This window comes from Luteimonas campi (genome assembly GCF_051162505.1).
Lineage (GTDB): Bacteria > Pseudomonadota > Gammaproteobacteria > Xanthomonadales > Xanthomonadaceae > Luteimonas.
In genome coordinates this window covers 128,509-145,131 of record NZ_JBNWEM010000001.1, presented here as the reverse complement: position 1 = coordinate 145,131, position 16,623 = coordinate 128,509, and the positions used below count along the sequence as shown (strand labels likewise).

General features: G+C 71.6%; 17 protein-coding genes. 2 read left to right on the top strand and 15 right to left on the bottom strand.

Features of this window, described 5'->3' with window-relative positions:
- Positions 1-16: 16 nt before the first annotated feature.
- The gene (locus ACQYVW_RS00660; RefSeq protein ID WP_434945707.1) at positions 17-883 is read right to left on the bottom strand and encodes a cytochrome c oxidase assembly protein; all 867 of its coding nucleotides are present in this window, start codon (positions 881-883) and stop codon (positions 17-19) included.
- Between the two features lie 90 nt (positions 884-973).
- On the opposite strand from ACQYVW_RS00660, the gene ACQYVW_RS00655 reads away from it, so the two are divergent.
- Positions 974-1,471 carry a HemJ family protein gene (locus ACQYVW_RS00655; protein WP_434945706.1) on the top strand — a complete coding sequence of 166 codons (498 nt, stop codon included), beginning with the start codon at positions 974-976 and terminating at the stop codon, positions 1,469-1,471.
- Here the strand turns inward: ACQYVW_RS00655 and ACQYVW_RS00650 are convergent.
- The 5 genes from ACQYVW_RS00650 to folD form a co-directional block, all read right to left on the bottom strand.
- Positions 1,420-1,947, bottom strand: coding sequence for a DUF2231 domain-containing protein (locus ACQYVW_RS00650; protein WP_434945705.1), 528 nt, complete (start codon positions 1,945-1,947; stop codon positions 1,420-1,422). The two genes, ACQYVW_RS00655 and ACQYVW_RS00650, sit on opposite strands and share 52 nt — an antisense overlap.
- Positions 1,948-1,951: 4 nt before the next feature.
- Positions 1,952-2,278 (bottom strand): hypothetical protein, encoded by a 327-nt coding sequence (locus tag ACQYVW_RS00645; protein WP_434945704.1) that lies wholly within the window; start codon positions 2,276-2,278, stop codon positions 1,952-1,954.
- Positions 2,275-4,803 carry a cytochrome c oxidase subunit I gene (gene ctaD, locus ACQYVW_RS00640; RefSeq protein WP_434945703.1) on the bottom strand — a complete coding sequence of 843 codons (2,529 nt, stop codon included), beginning with the start codon at positions 4,801-4,803 and terminating at the stop codon, positions 2,275-2,277. Before ctaD ends, ACQYVW_RS00645 begins: the two co-directional genes overlap by 4 nt.
- Complete coding sequence (locus tag ACQYVW_RS00635; RefSeq protein ID WP_434945702.1) at positions 4,800-5,384, bottom strand: cytochrome c oxidase subunit II; 585 nt, start codon at positions 5,382-5,384, stop codon at positions 4,800-4,802. Before ACQYVW_RS00635 ends, ctaD begins: the two co-directional genes overlap by 4 nt.
- 590 nt (positions 5,385-5,974) lie before the next feature.
- Positions 5,975-6,847, bottom strand: coding sequence for a bifunctional methylenetetrahydrofolate dehydrogenase/methenyltetrahydrofolate cyclohydrolase FolD (gene folD / locus ACQYVW_RS00630; protein WP_434945701.1), 873 nt, complete (start codon positions 6,845-6,847; stop codon positions 5,975-5,977).
- Between the two features lie 71 nt (positions 6,848-6,918).
- Here folD and ACQYVW_RS00625 point away from each other — a divergent pair, with 71 nt between their 5' ends.
- Positions 6,919-7,227, top strand: coding sequence for a DUF1244 domain-containing protein (locus tag ACQYVW_RS00625; protein WP_434945700.1), 309 nt, complete (start codon positions 6,919-6,921; stop codon positions 7,225-7,227).
- 35 nt (positions 7,228-7,262) lie between these two features.
- Here the strand turns inward: ACQYVW_RS00625 and ACQYVW_RS00620 are convergent, their stop codons facing one another.
- The 9 genes from ACQYVW_RS00620 to ACQYVW_RS00580 form a co-directional block, all read right to left on the bottom strand.
- A complete protein-coding gene (locus ACQYVW_RS00620) occupies positions 7,263-8,198 on the bottom strand; it encodes a DUF2272 domain-containing protein (RefSeq protein ID WP_434945699.1) in 936 nt (311 codons plus the stop codon).
- A 113-nt stretch (positions 8,199-8,311) separates the two neighbouring features.
- A complete protein-coding gene (moeB, locus tag ACQYVW_RS00615; protein WP_434945698.1) occupies positions 8,312-9,439 on the bottom strand; it encodes a molybdopterin-synthase adenylyltransferase MoeB in 1,128 nt (375 codons plus the stop codon).
- A gap of 78 nt (positions 9,440-9,517) precedes the next feature.
- Positions 9,518-10,762 carry a molybdopterin molybdotransferase MoeA gene (locus ACQYVW_RS00610; protein WP_434945697.1) on the bottom strand — a complete coding sequence of 415 codons (1,245 nt, stop codon included), beginning with the start codon at positions 10,760-10,762 and terminating at the stop codon, positions 9,518-9,520.
- Positions 10,752-11,348, bottom strand: coding sequence for a molybdenum cofactor guanylyltransferase (gene mobA / locus ACQYVW_RS00605; protein ID WP_434945696.1), 597 nt, complete (start codon positions 11,346-11,348; stop codon positions 10,752-10,754). Before mobA ends, ACQYVW_RS00610 begins: the two co-directional genes overlap by 11 nt.
- Before the next feature lie 7 nt (positions 11,349-11,355).
- A complete protein-coding gene (gene der / locus ACQYVW_RS00600) occupies positions 11,356-12,753 on the bottom strand; it encodes a ribosome biogenesis GTPase Der (RefSeq protein ID WP_434945695.1) in 1,398 nt (465 codons plus the stop codon).
- Positions 12,754-13,092: 339 nt separating this feature from the next.
- A complete protein-coding gene (bamB, locus tag ACQYVW_RS00595; RefSeq protein WP_434945694.1) occupies positions 13,093-14,319 on the bottom strand; it encodes an outer membrane protein assembly factor BamB in 1,227 nt (408 codons plus the stop codon).
- A complete protein-coding gene (locus ACQYVW_RS00590) occupies positions 14,319-14,951 on the bottom strand; it encodes a YfgM family protein (RefSeq protein WP_434945693.1) in 633 nt (210 codons plus the stop codon). The genes bamB and ACQYVW_RS00590 overlap by 1 nt, the downstream gene beginning before the upstream one ends.
- Before the next feature lie 107 nt (positions 14,952-15,058).
- Positions 15,059-15,883, bottom strand: coding sequence for a RodZ domain-containing protein (locus ACQYVW_RS00585; RefSeq protein WP_434945692.1), 825 nt, complete (start codon positions 15,881-15,883; stop codon positions 15,059-15,061).
- Complete coding sequence (locus tag ACQYVW_RS00580; protein ID WP_434945691.1) at positions 15,880-16,593, bottom strand: tetratricopeptide repeat protein; 714 nt, start codon at positions 16,591-16,593, stop codon at positions 15,880-15,882. Before ACQYVW_RS00580 ends, ACQYVW_RS00585 begins: the two co-directional genes overlap by 4 nt.
- Between the last annotated feature and the right edge of the window lie 30 nt (positions 16,594-16,623).

The following is a 16,623-nucleotide window of genomic DNA, read 5'->3' as shown; positions in this document are numbered from 1 at the left end:
ACTGGCCGTGCCCGCCTTACCGGGGCTGGCGCAGTCGACCGAACTCCCGCGCCAGCAGCCAGATCGCGCCGGCCAGGTACGGCAGGCAGGACGGCACCCACATCACCAGGCCCGCCAGTTGCTGGTCCGCCAGGACGTCCAGGCCCAGTTGCGGCGTCCGGGCCTCGTAGAACGGGTACAGCGCGCGCCGCGAGAACGTCAGCAAGGCCCCGAGGAAGCCCATCTGCATCATGACCACCACGATGGCCACCGTCCCCGCAAGCGCGCCTCCGGCCACATCGTCGCGCAGGCGCTGCCACAACAGGGTCCACAGCCACAGGCCCGCGGCCAGGAAGCTGCCGTGCATCAGCCAGTGCAGCGCCTCGCTGGCCAGGGCCAGTTCCAGCGCGGCCGGCGCATGCCAGCCCCACATCACCGCGACATTGGCCAGGGTCGCAGCCGACAGCGAGCGCAGCGGTGCGACGGCGCAGGTCTGCGCGCACCGGTGCAGCGCGCGCGACCAGTCGGGCGGCAGTGCCGCGGCCAGCGCGGCACGCGGGCGGGCGGCAAGCAGCAGCGGCGGCGCGACTGCCAGCAGCAGCATGTGCTGGGCCATGTGCGCGGCGAGCGACCACTCCCCCAGTGCGTCGAACGGCCAGACCGTGGCCAGCAGCAGCGCCAGCAGGCCGGTGGCGAAGGCGGCGGCCTCCGCGCGCGAGACGCCGCGTCCAGGGTGGCCGCCGCGCCAGAGCCTGCGCAGGCCGAGCAGGTACAGCCCGGCGAACAGCGCGAGCGGGACCAGCAGCAGCGGCGAGAAGGTCCAGGCCGTGGCGAGGGTCGGCACGCCGTGCCCGCCGTCATGCGCTGTCGCGAATCCCGGCAGGGCCAGCACGGCCACAACCACGGTTGTCGCGAGCCGGAGCGCGGCCGCCCTGCTCCGCCCCACCCCGCCGCACAGCGCCGCGCGCGGCCCATCCCGTCCCGGAGCCGGCCCATGCTGTTCTGGCTGAAGATCGCGCACATCGCCTCCATGTCGGTCTGGTTCACCGGGCTGTTCCTGCTGGTCCGCCTGTTCGCCGCGCGCCTGCGCGGCGAGCGCGATGCCCGCCCGGATTTCTTCAACCCGGTGGCCAACCGGCTGTTCTTCCGTATCGCCACACCGGCGGGCGTCCTGACCATCGCCTTGGGCATGATGTTGATCCCCTGGGTGGAACCGGGCGCCTGGCTGATCGGCAAACTGGTGCTGGTGGCGCTTGTGGTGCTGGTGCATCTGTGGATGGGCGCGCACCTGCATGCCCTGGGCAAGGGCCGCGAACGGCGCCCGGGGATCGTGCCGCGGCTGCTGGGCTGGAGTCCGCTGCTGCTCCTGCTCGGCATCGCCGCACTCACCGGGGCCAAGCCCCGCAGCGTCGGCGATCTCCCGCCTCCGGGCGAACACGCTCACTCTTCCAGCGCCCGGTCCGAAGCGTCGTCTTCCTCGCGCTCCCGGTGACCGTAGACGCCGATGCCATGGCCGAAGCTGAGCGTGCCGCCCAGCCAGCCCACCACCAGCACCATGCCCGCGGTGGGCGCCGAATGCGCCAGCGCCCACCAGCCGGCGGCGGAAGGATCGGGCCAGCGCAGCCACACGCCGGCCGCCGCCAGAGCCAGCAACATCACCCCGGCGATGAAGTGGCTCCAGACCGACACATGGCGACGCGCCACGCGGATCAGGAACATGTCGGCGATGCCCAGCAGGGCCGCCATCAGGCCTGCCCCGAGGCCGACCACGTTCAACCACCAGGCTGCTTCCGCCCAGAACGGCCTGCCGCTCATCAGGTGGATGACGTCCGCCGGCAGCAGCAGGGTCAGGCAGGCGATCGGATACACCACCGCCACCGGGTGAAGTGGATGGCGATGGATCGCCACGCGGCTCTCCACCGTGGGGCTGCGCTGTTCGGGAACGGGCTGTCGAAGCGTTTCGCGCATGGGTTCACTCGCAGGGCTGCAGCAGCAGTACGGGCAGGCAGGTGAACAGCATGGCCACGATCGCCAGCAACGACAGCATGGCGACCAGGCGCGCCGTGAATCGCCTCTCGTCAGTCGTGCCGGCCGCGACCATCTGGCGGCGCGCGTGCAGGCCGATCCCGATCACCGCGGCGAACGCCGCCAGCGTCGCCAGGCCGATGCCGGTCCAGGCGGCGACCGGCGGCCAGCCGCGCCCGCAGGCCAGCCCCTGCAGCACGTAGACCGCGAAGAAGTGCAGCCCCCAGACCAGGAAGGGGCTGGCGATCCAGCTGAGGCGGCGCGAGCGTCTCACTGCAGCACCGGGAACAGGTGGATCACGGCCCAGCCGATGGCCGCCTGCAGCAACGCATAGCGCAGGAAGGCGTGGGCGACGCGCCATTCCAGCGGCCGCGAGGCGTCCACCAGGCGCTGGCCCACCCGGGCGCTCACGTGCAGGCACAGCACGGCCGCGACCAGCAGGTGCAGCGCGCAGAAACCGGCCAGGGTCCAGACCACGGAGGCATAGGCATGGGCCTGGGGCGGACCGAGCACATCCGACAGCATCCCGAGATGGACCAGGGCGAAACCGGCCGCCGCCACCGCCGCCACGATGGCCGGCGCCGCGACCCGGCGGCGGCGGAGGAACCCCGCCCGCAGCGCGGCGGCGGCCACCGCCCCGGCCAGCCAGGACAGCGCCAGCAGGCCCGGCGCGAACCAGTGAAGCCCGCGCGGAGCGGCCTCGCCCATGCCGCGCGGCGGCCAGCCGTCGCTGCCGAGCCACAGGTAGAAGTAGGCGAACACCAGCGAGGCGAACAACGAGCCGACGATCAGCATCGTCACCACCACCGCCCACCACCCCGGCGCATTGCGGCAGGCGTACTGCGACGGCAGCGCCTTTCCTCCGCCGGCATCCACGAGCACCGGCGCGCCCCGCCAGCCGGTGCTCCAGGCCCAGCTGCAGAACAGGGCCAGCAGCGGCGCCACCCAGGCGGCGGCCAGCCAGTACCAGCCGGCGATGAAGCAGGCCAGCAGCGCGGTGATCGCCATCGCCGAGAGCAGCGGCAGCCAGGAGGAGCCGGACAGGAATACGACCTGCTCCGGCCGCGCCGATACGATGCCGGTGCCGAGCAGTTCGCGCCTGCCGCGTGCGGGATCTCCCAGCAGCCCATCGGTCCGCGCCACCTGCCCGGGCAACCCACGGTCGCGCCACAGCGGCCAGGCATCGTCCACCTGCGGCGCGGACGCGAAGTTGTAGTTGGGCACCGGCCGCGGCAGCGCCCACTCGAGGGTACCCGCACGCCAGGGATTGGCGCGCGCGCGACGGCCGTGGACGAAGCACAGCCCGGCGTCGACCAGGATGGCCACGATGCCCACCGCCAATACGAAGCCCGCAGCGGTCGACAGCAGGTTGAGCCATTCCACGCCGAGTTCGGGCGAGTAGGTGTACACCCGGCGCGGCATGCCCAGCAGGCCGGTGAGGTGCATCGGCACGAAAGTGAGATGGAAGCCGATGATCACCAGCCAGAACGCCATGCGGCCGAGGCTTTCGGACGGCATGCGCCCGCTGGCCAGCGGCAGCCAGTAGTAGAGCCCGGCGAACAGCGGGAACATCAGCCCGCCGATCAGCACGTAGTGCAGGTGCGCGACCACGAAATGCGTGTCGTGGGCCTGCCAGTCGAACGGCACGAAGGCCAGCATCACCCCGGTCAACCCGCCCAGCACGAACACCACGAAGAACCCCAGGATGTGCAGCATCGGCAGCCGCAGCCATGGGCGCCCGGCCCACAGCGTGGCGATCCAGGCGAACACCTGCACCGAGGTCGGGACCGCGACCGCCATGCTCGCGGCGCTGAAGAAGGCCAGCGCCAGCAGCGGGATGCCGACCGCGAACATGTGGTGTACCCATAGCCCGAAGCTGAGGAAGCCGGTGGACACCAGCGCCAACACGATCCACGCATAGCCGACGATCGGCCGCCGGGCGAAGGTCGGCACGATCATCGACACCACGCCCGCCGCCGGCAGGAAGATGATGTAGACCTCCGGATGGCCGAACAGCCAGAACAGGTGCTGCCACAGCAGCGGATCGCCACCCAGGGCCGGGTCGAAGAACACGAAGCTGAAGGCGCGCTGCAGTTCCAGCAGGATGCTGGCCAGGATCAGGGGCGGGAAGCCGAGCGCGATCATGAAGGCCATCACCAGGATCGCCCAGGCGAACAGCGGCATGCGGCGGATGTCCATGCCCGGCGCGCGGGTGACCAGGATCGCCACGATCAGTTCCACCGCCGCCGTCACCGCCGCGATCTCGGAGAAGGTAACGCCGATCAGCCAGAAGTCCGGCCCCTTGCCCGGCGAGAAGGTGGCATCGGTGAGCGGCACATACATGAACCAGCCGCCGTCGGGCGCCGCATCGAACAGCAGGCTCGAGTACAGGAACAGGCCGCCGAACAGGTAGCACCACCAGCCGAAGGCGCTGAGCCGCGGGAACGGCAGGTCGCGCGCACCCAGCATCTTGGGCAGCAGGTACATCGCGAAGCCTTCCATGATCGGCACCGCGAACAGGAACATCATCGTCGTGCCGTGCAGGGTCACGAACTGCGCATAGCGTTCCGGGTCGAGCACCTCGGCATCGAACCAGGCCAGCTGCAGGCGGATGAACATCGACAGCAGGCCGCCGACCAGCATGAAGGCGAAGCCTGTGACGATGAAGCGCATCGCGATGGTGCCGTGGTTGACCGCGGTCAGCTGGCCGCGCCAACCGGCCCCGTTGGCCCAGATGCGCGCCAGCGCGTCGAGCCGCCGTGCGTGCTCGTCGCCCATCCTGTCCGAGGCTGCACTCACCGGCTCGCTCCCTCGCCGCCATCCAAGGCGTTCTCGTCGAGCCAGCCGGCGAAGGCGGCCGGCTCCAGCACCGTGACATCGAACGCCATCAATGCATGCTCCAGGCCGCAGAATTCCGCGCACTGTCCGCGGATCGGACCCGCCTGGTCGGCGCGCAGACGCAGCACGTTGGTCCGGCCCGGAATGGCGTCGATCTTCCCGCCGAGCCGCGGGATCCAGAAGCTGTGGATCACGTCCTCGCTGTCGACGCGGAACTCGACCGTCGTACCCAGCGGCATCGCCAACGCATCGGTGGAGGTGGCCAGCACCTGGCCGCCGCGGTCCAGATAGGCGAAGTCCCACTGCCACTGCCGGGCGGTGACCTGCACGACCTGCCCCACCTGGTCCCGTTCACCGGTGATGCGGTCGCTGGCCAAGGTGCCGTACACCAGCAGTGCGACCAGCAGCGTGGTCGGCAACGCCACGCCACCTGCAAGGATCATCCGCCGACCCGCGGCGGGCGCCAGCCTGCGCCGGCGGCGCATCGCCAGCGCGGCGAGCAGCAGCACCAGGCTCCACGCGGCCAGCGCCCCCGCAGCCATCAGCCACCATCCGGTCGCGATCGCCCCGGCCGCCGGCCCGGCCGGATCCAGCGCCGACTGCGGCCCAGCGCAGGCGCAGGCGAACACTGCGATGACTGCCGCGCAGGCCGTCCGGCCGATTGCACGCTGATGACGCTCGATGGTCCCTACCCTCCAGGCGCCGCGCGATCCGCGCGGCCCATGCACAGGAGGACGCAGTCTGCCGAGCGGGCCGTGAAGCCCCCGCGAGCCGCCATCGCGGATCCGTCGACCTTGCGCGGTGCGCTCGACGGCAGGTCGCGGGGTCGAGCCGCGATCGATCGCGCGAAATCGGTCGCAGCCGGAACGACTACGGACGACCAAGGCACGGGCTTCGGAGGTTCCGCCAGCAGCGATGGCTCACCGCCCGTGCGGTTGCCACGTCCCGCATAGGGCCGCGGCCAGCGCGCTGTCATGCTTCGGCAGATCACCTCTCGTGCGGGCGGCGCTTCCCGTTCGCGGGAATGCGGCACGGCGGCGCAGCTCTCGACGGATGCGGTCGCCCGCCGCCACCCGCAACCGGCGCTTCCGGCCTGGTGCGGCAGCCAGCGTCGATCTTTCCCGCAGACGCCTCAGCCCAGCCGCGCGTTCTCCAGCGCCTCGGCCGCTTCCAGCGTGTTCTGCATCAGCGTGGCGACGGTCATCGGCCCGACGCCGCCGGGGACCGGCGTGATCCAGCTCGCACGCTGCGCGGCGCCGTCGAATTCCACGTCGCCCGTCAGGCGCCCGTCGTCGAGCCGGTTGATGCCGACGTCGATCACCACTGCACCGGGCTTCACCCACTCGCCGGGAATCAGGCCCGGCCGGCCCACCGCCACCACCAGGATGTCGGCCTCGCCCACATGCCGCTGCAGTTCGGCCTTGGGGGTGAACTTGTGGCAGCTGGTCACCGTGCAGCCGGCGATCAGCAGCTCCAGCGCCATCGGCCGGCCGACGTGGTTGCTGACTCCCACGATGGTCGCGCTGCAGCCTCGCACCGGACGGTCGGTGTAGGCCAGCAGCGTGGTGATGCCGCGCGGGGTGCACGGCCGCAGGCCGAACTGGCGCAGGGCCAGGTGGCCGACGTTCTCCGGATGGAAGCCGTCGACATCCTTGCGCGGATCGATGCGGTGGATCAGCCGGGTCGCGTCGGGGATGCCCGGCAGCGGCAGCTGCACGAGGATGCCGTGCACGGCCGGATCGGCGTTGAGCCGGTCGATCAGCGAAAGCAGCTCGGCCTCGCCGGTGCCCGCGGGCAGGTCGTGGTCGAAGGCCTGGATGCCGACCTTCTCCGCCGCGCGACGCTTGTTGCGTACGTAGGACTGGGAGGCCGGATCGCTGCCCACCAGCACCACGGCCAGGCCGGGCCGCGCCAGGCCGGCGGCAACGCGCGCGTCCACGCGCCGGCGCAGTTCGTCGAGCAGGGAATCGGCGATGCGCTTGCCGTCGAGGATGCGTGCGGTCATGCCGTCGTGGAGGGCGGAAACGGGAACGCGTATTGTCACACGTGATCCCCGCACGCCGCCAAGGAGCGCCCATGTCCACCCGCGACGACGACATCGTCCAGATCGAAGCCGCCGTGTTCCGGCGGCTGCGCGAGCACCTGATCGAGCACAGGCCGGATGTGCAGAACATCGACCTGATGATCCTCGCCGGTTTCTGCCGCAACTGCCTGGCCGACTGGTACCGCGAGGCGGCACAGGCGCGCGGCCTGGAGATGGACCGCGAGCAGGCGCGCCAAACCGTGTACGGCACGCCGTTCGCGCAGTGGAAGGCCAGCCACCAGCGCGAGGCCACGCCTGAGCAGCTGGCCGCCTTCGAAGCGGCCCGCCAGCGCCACGGCTGAGCGCCCGCCCGCAGCGCATCAGCCCATCGCGGCGTTCAGTCCTGTCCCGGCGCCGGCGACGGCATCGGCGTGGGCGCCGGTGCGGGCGGAGCGCGCAGGCTGGCCAGCTCTTCCGCCGGCCGCAACTGCAACAGCACCGACCAGTCCTGACGGTTGAAATTGCAGACGTAGCGGCTCTCGGGCGTGCACTCGGGATCGCCGGCACTACGCATCGCCAGTTCCGCGAAGCGCCCGCCCGGGCTCAGCGGCAGTTCGCGCATGGTGACGCTGTCGAGCACGTTGCCACCGACCAGGTGGGCGAACTGCTGGCGCTCGCGGATGGAGGTGCCGACCACGATGTCGCAGTGCATGCCCAGGCCCGGCTCATCGCTGCTGAGCACGCTCGCCAGCTCGCCGAAGCCGTAGATCCGGCTGCCGCCGCGCACGCTGCACAGCATGTCGCCCACCGCGACCTTGCCGGTCTCCGGGCTGGACACGCGGTAGGGGCTGAGGAAGGGTTCGCGATAGGCCCGGCGGACGTAGCCGAGATGGCTGGCCGAACCGCCGAAGCCCGGCAGCCCGGCGCGCTGCATGACCCAGGATACGAACGCGGCCGACCACGGCGTATCGACCACGAAGGCCCGGCACGAGGGCGCAGGCATGTCGCCGTAGGCGCACTCTCCCGCGCCCGCCTGCCACAGCAGTCCGCTGCCGCGCCAGTACTCGATCACCCGTTGCCAGGCCGGCTGTCCGTTCGCCAGGCGCTCGCGCTGGGCCTCCTGCACCGCAATCGAGCCGGTCCGTCCATCCGCCTCGATGAAAGGCCGGTACCAGATCCGATGCTCCTCGCAGGCCGCTGCGGCGATGCGGCCGGGCACGTCGTCCACGGCCGGCGCAGGCAGGCGCATGCAGGGATCGGAGGCTTGCGCCGACGGCGCCGGCAGCAGCCAGCACGACAGCAACATCGACAGCACGACGGCGATACGCAGCAAGGGCTCACCCGCACAGGTGGAAGGACGTCGACTGGATCGGACAGAACGCTCCGTCGATCGCGACGCGGCCGACGCTAGCACAGCGCTGTGGAGACAGCGTCGCCGCGCGTGGCTCAGCCGGCGCAGAACGCGGCGTAATCGATATAGCCCGGGAACGCCACGCCCGGCGCGCAGACCGGGCAATCCGGGTCCGCCGCCAGCCGGGTCTCGCGAAAGCGCATCGACAACGCGTCGAACTGCAGCAGCCGCCCGGCCAGCGGCTGGCCCACGTGCAGCAGCAGCTTGAGCGCCTCGGTGGCCTGCAGCATGCCGACCACGCCGGGCAGCACGCCGAGCACGCCGACCTCGCTGCAGTTGGGCGCCGCCTCGGGCGGCGGCGGCTCGGGAAACAGGCAGCGATAGCAGGGCACCCGGCCCCGCGCGCGCCCCGCGTCGAACACGCTGACCTGGCCTTCGAAGCGGTGCACGGCGCCGTAGACCAGCGGCTTGCCCAGGTGTACGCAGGCATCGTTGAGCAGGTAGCGCACGGGAAAGTTGTCGCCGCCGTCGATCACCACGTCGGCATCGCCGATCAGGCGCTCGACGTTGCCCGCGTCCAGCCGTTCGGCGACCGGCTCGATCGCCACCCGGGGATTGAGCGCCGACAGCCGCGTGTGCGCCGACTCGACCTTGGGCACGCCGATGTCGGCGTCGGTGTGCAGGATCTGCCGCTGCAGGTTGCTGCGGTCGACCACATCGTCGTCGATCAGCCGCAGTTGCCCGACCCCGGCGGCCGCGAGGTAGAACGCCACCGGCGAACCCAGGCCGCCGGCCCCGACCACCGCCACGCTGGCCGCCTCGAGCCTGCGCTGTCCCTGCGCGCCGATCTCCGGCAGACGCAGGTGTCGCGAGTAGCGCTCATGGAAATCCTCGTCGACCTCCCCGGCGGGCCGGCTCAGCGGCAGGCCCTCGGCCTGCCACATCAGCGTGCCGCCGCGCACCGAGTGCACGCGCCGGTACCCCAGCCGCAGCAATTGCTCGGCGGCAAGCAGCGAACGTCCGCCGCTCTGGCAGATCAGGACGATTTCATGGTCTGGCCCCGGCAAGTACCGGTGCGGCGCGGCCTCCAGCTCGGAGCGGGCCACGCCCAGTGCGCCCTGCGCCATGCCCAGCTCGCGCTCGTGGTCTTCGCGCACGTCCACCAGGACCGCGCCCTGGGCAAGACGGTAGCTGGCGTCGCGCGGAGTGATTTCCCTGGCCATGGCGAGGATTATCGCGCCGCGGGATCGGCGGGGATACCCGGGGTGGCACGAGGTGCGGCCGCGTCCCTGCCTGCGACCTCAGTAGGGCAACACGTCCACGACCTCGCCCGCCACGTAAGCCCGCTCGCCTTCGTCCAGCACGATCAAGGCGTCGGCCGCGGCCGCGGCGCGCATGCGGTGCGACCCGTCGGCCGGGTCGGGTTCGGCCATCAGGCTCCCGTCGACGTCGCTGGCGAGCCGTCCGCGCAGGAACTCGAGCCGCTCGTGCCGCTTGTTCCAGGGCGATGCCAGTCGCGCCCGCCAGCGGGCGCGCGGCGCCCTGCCCTGCAGCGCGTCGAGCAGCGGGCGCGCCAGGGCGAGGCAGGTGGCGAGCACCGAGACCGGATTGCCCGGCAGGCACAGGAACAGCGCCGGACCCAGCGTGCCGCCGTCAGCGAACAGCACCGGCATGCCCGGGCGCATCCGGACCTTCCAGAAATGCACGCGGCCACGCCGCTGCAGCAGCGCCGGCAGGTGGTCCTTCTCCCCGGCCGACACGCCGCCACAGGTCAGGACTAGGTCGAAGGCCTCGCCGGCATGGCGCAGGGCCGATTCGATGGCCGGCGGATCATCGGGCGGCGTGGGCCACGCCACCGGCTCCAGGCCTTCGGCGCGCAACAGGCCCATCAACAGTTCGCGATTGGAGTTGTAGACCTGGCCGTGCGCCAGCGGCATGCCGGGCTCGACCAGTTCGTCGCCGGTGGAGAACACCGCCACCGTCGGGCGCCGCGCCACCTCGACCGTGGCGATGCCCAGAGCGGCCACCAGGGCGACGCGGGCGGGCGTGAGCACGTCGCCGGCCGAGGCCAGCAGGTCGCCCTCGCGCACGTCCTCGCCGCGGCGGCGCACGTTGCGTCCTGCCGGCACCGGTGCCAGCACGTGCACGCGCCCGCCTTCCACCCTCGTGTGTTCCTTCATCACCACCGTGTCCGCGCCCGGCGGCAGCGGCGCGCCGGTGGTGATGCGCGCGCACTGGCCAGCGCCGACCGAATCCACGCTGGCCGGCCCGGCGAACTGCTCCCCGCACAGCGCCAGCACGGTGGCGCCCTCGCCTGCCAGGTCGGCGTGGCGCAGCGCGAACCCGTCCATCGCCGAGTTGTCGAAGGCGGGCATCGCCATCGGTGCCAGCACCTCGCGCGCCAGCACCCGGCCGTGCGCGCGGGCAATGGACACCCGCTCGGCCGGCAGGCGTCGCCCGGACGCGACACCCGCGATGATCGCCAGCGCGTCGTCATAGGAGATCCGCAGGGGAAACGCGTCTTCGGCCATCGTGTCAGTGCGCATCGATACCGGCGGCCCGCAAGTCGTCCGGCGTGTTGAGGTTGCCGAAGCGTACCCCCGCAAAGCGGACGACGGGCATGTCCAGCCGCAGCTGCAGCGCCTGCACCGCCAGATTGCCCTCGCGCAGCGCCGCGGCGGCGGCATCGCGCAGCGCATCGACGCGCCAGAGCGCGACCAGCGGCTGCAGGCCCGCATCGTCCTGGGCACGGGCGCCATGCGCACCCCTGGCGGACGCCAGGCTGGGCAGCAGGCAGTCGTTGGCATCGACCAGGTCGACCGGCAAGGTGTGCAGCCAGGGCGTGCGGCAGGCGGCGGCCAGTGCATCCAGGCCGCCCAGCGGGCCCGCGTCTTCGACGCGGTCCGTCACGGCCACGATCCCGGCCTGCGCATAGCGCGGCAGCGCGCGGTTGGCGCTCACGAGCACCGCCCCGGTCCCGGCGCCGAACCGCTGTATCAGACGCAGCACCTGTGCGACTCCGTCGCGCTCGAGCCAGGCCTTGTCGCGGCCCCCGAGCCGGGTCGCGCGCCCCCCGGCCAGGATGCCGAAGGTGATGTCCCCGCGCGCGATGCCGCCGGCCCGACCCGTCACGCCCGGGCTACCTGCCGCGCTTGACGTGGCGGATCAGCCGCTTCTTCTTCGCCACCTGCCGCTCGCTGAGCACGTTCTTCTTGTCCTTGTAGGGGTTGTCCCCTTCCTTGAACACGAAGCGCACCGGCGTGCCCACCAGCTTGAAGCGCTTGCGGAAGAAGTTTTCCAGGTAGCGCGAATACGTCGCCGGCAGCGACTTCAGCCGCGAGCCGTGGACGATGAAGGTCGGCGGGTTCTCGCCGCCCGGGTGCGCGAAGCGCAGCTTGGGGGCGTGGCCACGGATCACCGGCGGCGGGCTGGTCTCGTAGGCGATCTCGAGCGCGCGCGTGACATCGGAGGTGCTGAACTGGCGCGTGGCCGAAGCGTGGGCACGATGGATGGCGCGGAACAGTTCGCGCAGGCCCGAGCCATGCTTGGCGCTGATCCGGACCGACTCGGCCCAGGACACGAAGGCGAGCTTGCGCGACAGCAGCGACTCGGTCTGCTCGCGCTGGTAGGTGCTCAGGCCGTCCCACTTGTTGACCGCGACCACCAGCGCGCGGCCGGCGTCGAGGACCGCGCCGAGGACCGCCGCGTCCTGGTCGGTCACGCCTTCGCTCGCGTCGATCATGATCACCGCGACCTGGCATTCCTCGATCGCCTGCAGGGTCTTGATGATCGAGAACTTCTCGACCACTTCCTCGACCCGGCCCTTGCGACGCAGCCCGGCGGTGTCGATCAGCCGGTAGCTGCGGCCATCGCGCTCCAGGTCCACCGAGATCGAATCGCGGGTGGTGCCCGGAACGTCGGAGGCGATCATGCGCTCCTCGCCGAGGATGCGGTTGACCAGGGTCGATTTGCCCACGTTGGGGCGCCCGACGAAGGCCACGCGCACACGGCCCGGCTCTTCATCGGGTTCTTCGGCATTTTCGGTCGGCAGCCGCTCGAGCACCGTGTCGAGCAGGTCGTCGATGCCCTGGCGATGCGCGGACGACACGGCGAAGCTGTCGGCGAATCCGAAGCGCGAGAACTCGGCCAGCGCGGCGCGCGCGTCGATGCCATCGGTCTTGTTGACCACCAGCAGCACGGGACGCGCGGCCTTGCGCAGCCACTGCAGGATCTCGTCGTCCAGCGCCGACGCGCCTTCGCGTCCGTCGACCACGAACAGCACCAGGTCGGCCTCGGCGGCCGCGGCACGCGCCTGTCGCGCGGTGGCGCCCGCCAGGCCTTCCTCGTCGCCGGCGATGCCGCCGGTATCGATGACCACGAAGGGCCGCGCCTCCTCCAGGCGGCACACGCCGTAGTGGCGGTCGCGGGTCACCCCGGGCTGGTCATGCACCAGCGCGTCGCGGGTGCGCGTCAACGCATTGAACAGCGTCGATTTGCCGACGTTCGGGCGGCCCACGAGGGCGACGGAGGGGAGCATGCTGGACCGTTGAGGAAGATCGGAATGGATGGATCGCGGGGCGCAGGCAGCGGCGCAACGCCGGCGGCCACGCGTCGCCAGACACGCGACGGAGCGGCCAAGCCTACCCTGCCGGCGCCATCGCTGCAGCCGCGGCCTGCTGCGCCGGATGCTGCTGAGGGGTTCGCGGCGCCGAGCCAGGCTTCGCCGGAGCGAAACGACTGGCCAGGCGACCGCTTGCGGCGACCTGCGTCCGCTGGAGCCCGGCACGGGCGCCCTGCCGGTCGATCGCGCCACGCCTGCCGGCGCACGGGTGCAGTCTTCTGCCGAGCGGGAACGGGGACGCGTCCCCGCTCCAGCTCAGTCGATACGCCAGGCGGTCAGGTCGCCGTCGACGTTCTGGACCAGCAGGATGCCGTCGGCAACCACCGGCGCACCCTTGATGGCGGCGCGACCGGCCCGTTCGCGGGCCGCGAACTCGCCGTTGTCCAGGCGCAGCCAGTGCAGGTAGCCGTCCAGGTCGCCGACCACGGCGTAATCGCCCTGCACCGCCACCCCGCCCAGGTTGCGCCTGGCCAGGGCCGGCTGCTCCCAGGCCGGGCTGCCCGAACTCCGGTCCAGACCCCAGACCGTACCGTTGCGGTCGGAGACCAGCACCTTGTCGATCGACAGCCCCGGGCGCGAGGAACCGCCGCGGTCGCTGCCCCAGATCGGCCGGCCGCTGGGCGCGTCGATGGCCAGGGTGGCCTGCTTGTAGCTGCTTGCATACAGCACCGTGCCATCGAGCACCGGGCTGCCGTCGATGTCGGCCATGCGGTCGAGCTCGGTGCGGCCGTCCGGCTGGGCGATGGGCAGGTCCCAGACCTGGCGGCCGTCGGCCACCGACAGCGCCGCGAGCGTGCCGTCGTCGTTGCCGACGAAGACGAAGCCGGGGCCGAGCACCGGGCTGTCGTTGCCGCGCACGGTGAGGGTGGGCAGCTCGCGGTTCCAGAACCAGCGCCGCTCGCCGCTGGCCGCGTCGAACGCAGTCACCCGGCCATCGTTGGAGCGCACGAACACCAGGCCCTGCCCGATCACCGGCGCCGCGATCACTTCATTGGGAACCTTGGCCTGCCAGCGCTCGGCACCGGTGGCCGCGTCCAGCGCGAGCACCTCGCCGTCCAGGCTGCCGACCACCACCAGGCCATCGCCCGCCCCCGGCCCGCCGCTCAGGCGCAGATCGGAGTCGTGATGCCACACCGAGGCGCCGCTCTGCAGGTCGAATGCCCGCACGCCGCCGCGAACCGCCGCCGCGTAGACCCGCCCGTCGGCGACGACCGGCCCCTGGCGGGCACCGACCTCGCCCTCGCCCTTGCCGGCGCTGGCCGACCACAACTTGGAAACTGTGGCCGACGGGGTGAACTCGACCAGTTCGGCCGGCTCGACCGCGCGCTTGGCGCGCGCCTTCTCGCCATCGCCGCCAAACCAGCCCTTGATGGTGCTGCAGCCGGCGAGCATGGCCACGCAGGCGATCACGGCGACCGCGCGGCCACCGTGGGACCACGCACGCGTCTGCGCGCGCGCTGGCGAATTGCATTCCGGCTTCATCAGGATTCGGTCCCCGTGGTTTCCGGCGAGCCGCCGGCCTGGGTCAGTTTGAGTTCGAGCAAGCGACGCTGGGGTGCGGCCGGGTCCAGCTTGCGCAGCGCCTGTTCATAATCCTGGCGGGCCTGGTCGACTTCGCCCTTCGCATGCCGCGCATCGCCACGCGTCTCCAGCGCGGCCGGATCCTGCGCATCCGCAAGCAGTGCGAGGGCCTCGTCGCCCTTGCCCGCATCGATCAGCAGGCGCGCAAGGCGATGCTGGATGACCGCGGTCAGGGCCGGCTCTTCGCTGGTGGCGCCGCGCAAGGTGGCGATCGCCTCGTCGCGCTGCCCCGCCTCGAGCTGCGCCTTGGCCAGGTCGAGCGCGGCCAGCGGCGCATAGGCGGTGCCGGCCAGGGAGGCCGTCTGCTCGCCGGCCTTCTCGCGATCGCCCGCCTCGAGGCTGGCGGAAAACGCGCTGTAGGACTCGCCCAGCGCAACGCGCTTGTCGTGCGCCTCCTGCAGCCACCAGCGGCCACCCCATATCAGGGCCAGGCCGAGCGCAAGGCCACCGATCAATCCGAAGCTGTTCTGTTTGAGCCAGTTGCGGACTCGTTCGCCTTGTTCGTGCTCGTCGAGCAGTTCATCCAACGCCATCGTGTGCTGCCATGAGGTCCTGTCCGCGACCGGAGGCGGACAAGCAAGCGATCGGGAACGCCCGGCAACCTGGGCCGGGCGCGCATGCCACCAGCAACGGCGCGGCGCTAGTTGCCGGCAGGCTGGATGGAGCCGTCAGAGGATACCGTAAAGCGCGCGACGTTCGCGCGCTGGAACTCGGCCAGATCCTGAATGTTGCCGTTGCCGCGCACTTCCACCGCACCGGCATTGCCGAGCACGACGCGGCCGACTTCACCCTTGTCGTAATCGCGCCGTTCGCCCGCCTTCAGCAGGCCGCGCTCGAGCGCGCTGCCGTCGGCTCCGAAGATCTCCACCCAGCTGTCGGCGGTGAAGCGCAGCGACAGCGCGGGCACCGGTTCGGCCTGCCTGGCGGTGCGCGGCGGCAGCGAGGCGATCGAGGCCACGAGCGGGCGCGGACCCTCGTCGGTGCGCGTGGTCGGGGCCACCGGATCGGCGCTCGTGCCGGCCGGCCGTTCGAGCGACGCCTCCACCCGGACCTGCGAATCCAGGTGCGAACGGGTGGCCATCCAGGCGGGGACGGCGATCAGGGCGGTGATGACTATGTAGACCATCCGCCCCATCATCCGGTCCAGGCTGCGGCGCAGCGGAGGCGTGTAGGTCCGCGGCTGCAGTCGGGCCGGCTCGATCGGCATCGATGGCGACGCGGTGGGCAGCTCCTCGTCGATCCGCACGCCCAGCAGGCGCGCGTAGCTGCGCAGCTGTCCACGCACGAACACCGGCGCGTCCAGGCGGTCCCAGTCGCCGGACTCCAGCGACTCCACCACCCGCACCGGCATTTTCAGGCGTTGCGCCACATCGGCCACGGCAAGACCGGCGGCCTCCCGCGCCTGGCGCAGGCGTTCCCCTTGGCCGCGGTCGATCTGGCCAGGCATCTGGTCGGACGACGTCATGGTTGCGTACTGTCCCCTGGGATCGCGTTCCGTGCCTGCGGAAACTCCGTCCTCAGGCGCTGAACATAGCGAGTGGCGGCGACGGTGTCGCCGAGTTGTTCTTCAATCCGTGATGCAAGTTCGAGTGTAGCGGGTGTTGCGGGGGCGGCTGCAAGCCTGCGCTCGGAAAAAGCGCGGGCCTCGAGGTGTCGCCCCTGCCCGAATGCATGGGCGGCCATCGCCTCGAGCGCCACCGCATTGACCGGATCGAGTTCAAGCGCGGCGCGCAGATCGCGCTCCACGCGCTCGTGCATGCCGGCCCGCGCAGCGCAGGAGCCGGCATTGGCCAGCACCCCGGCGCGGTCGCCATAGGCGGGATCGCCCATGGCGTCGTCGAACCATCGCAGCGACTCCGCGGCGCGCCCGTTGCCGCACAGCCACGCGCCGTAATTGTTGTAGGTGGAACCCGAAGGACCCAGACGCGCCGCCTCGGCGTAGTGGCGGCCCGCCACCTCCGGCTTGCCCTGCCGCATGGCGACCAGGCCCAGCATGGTGTGCGGCTCGGGCAGCGAGGCGTCGGCCTTGACCGCCGCCGCGGCCGCCGCGGCAGCGGCGTCGACCTCCCCGCTGCGCAGGTGCCGGTCCGCCAACGACACCTGGCGCCTGGCCTCGAGACGCGCCCTGCTTTCCCGCGTCTCCTTGAAGCTGTACTCGGGTGCCACCCGGTCCATGCCGCGACGCTCGGCGCTGGGCTTGACGAA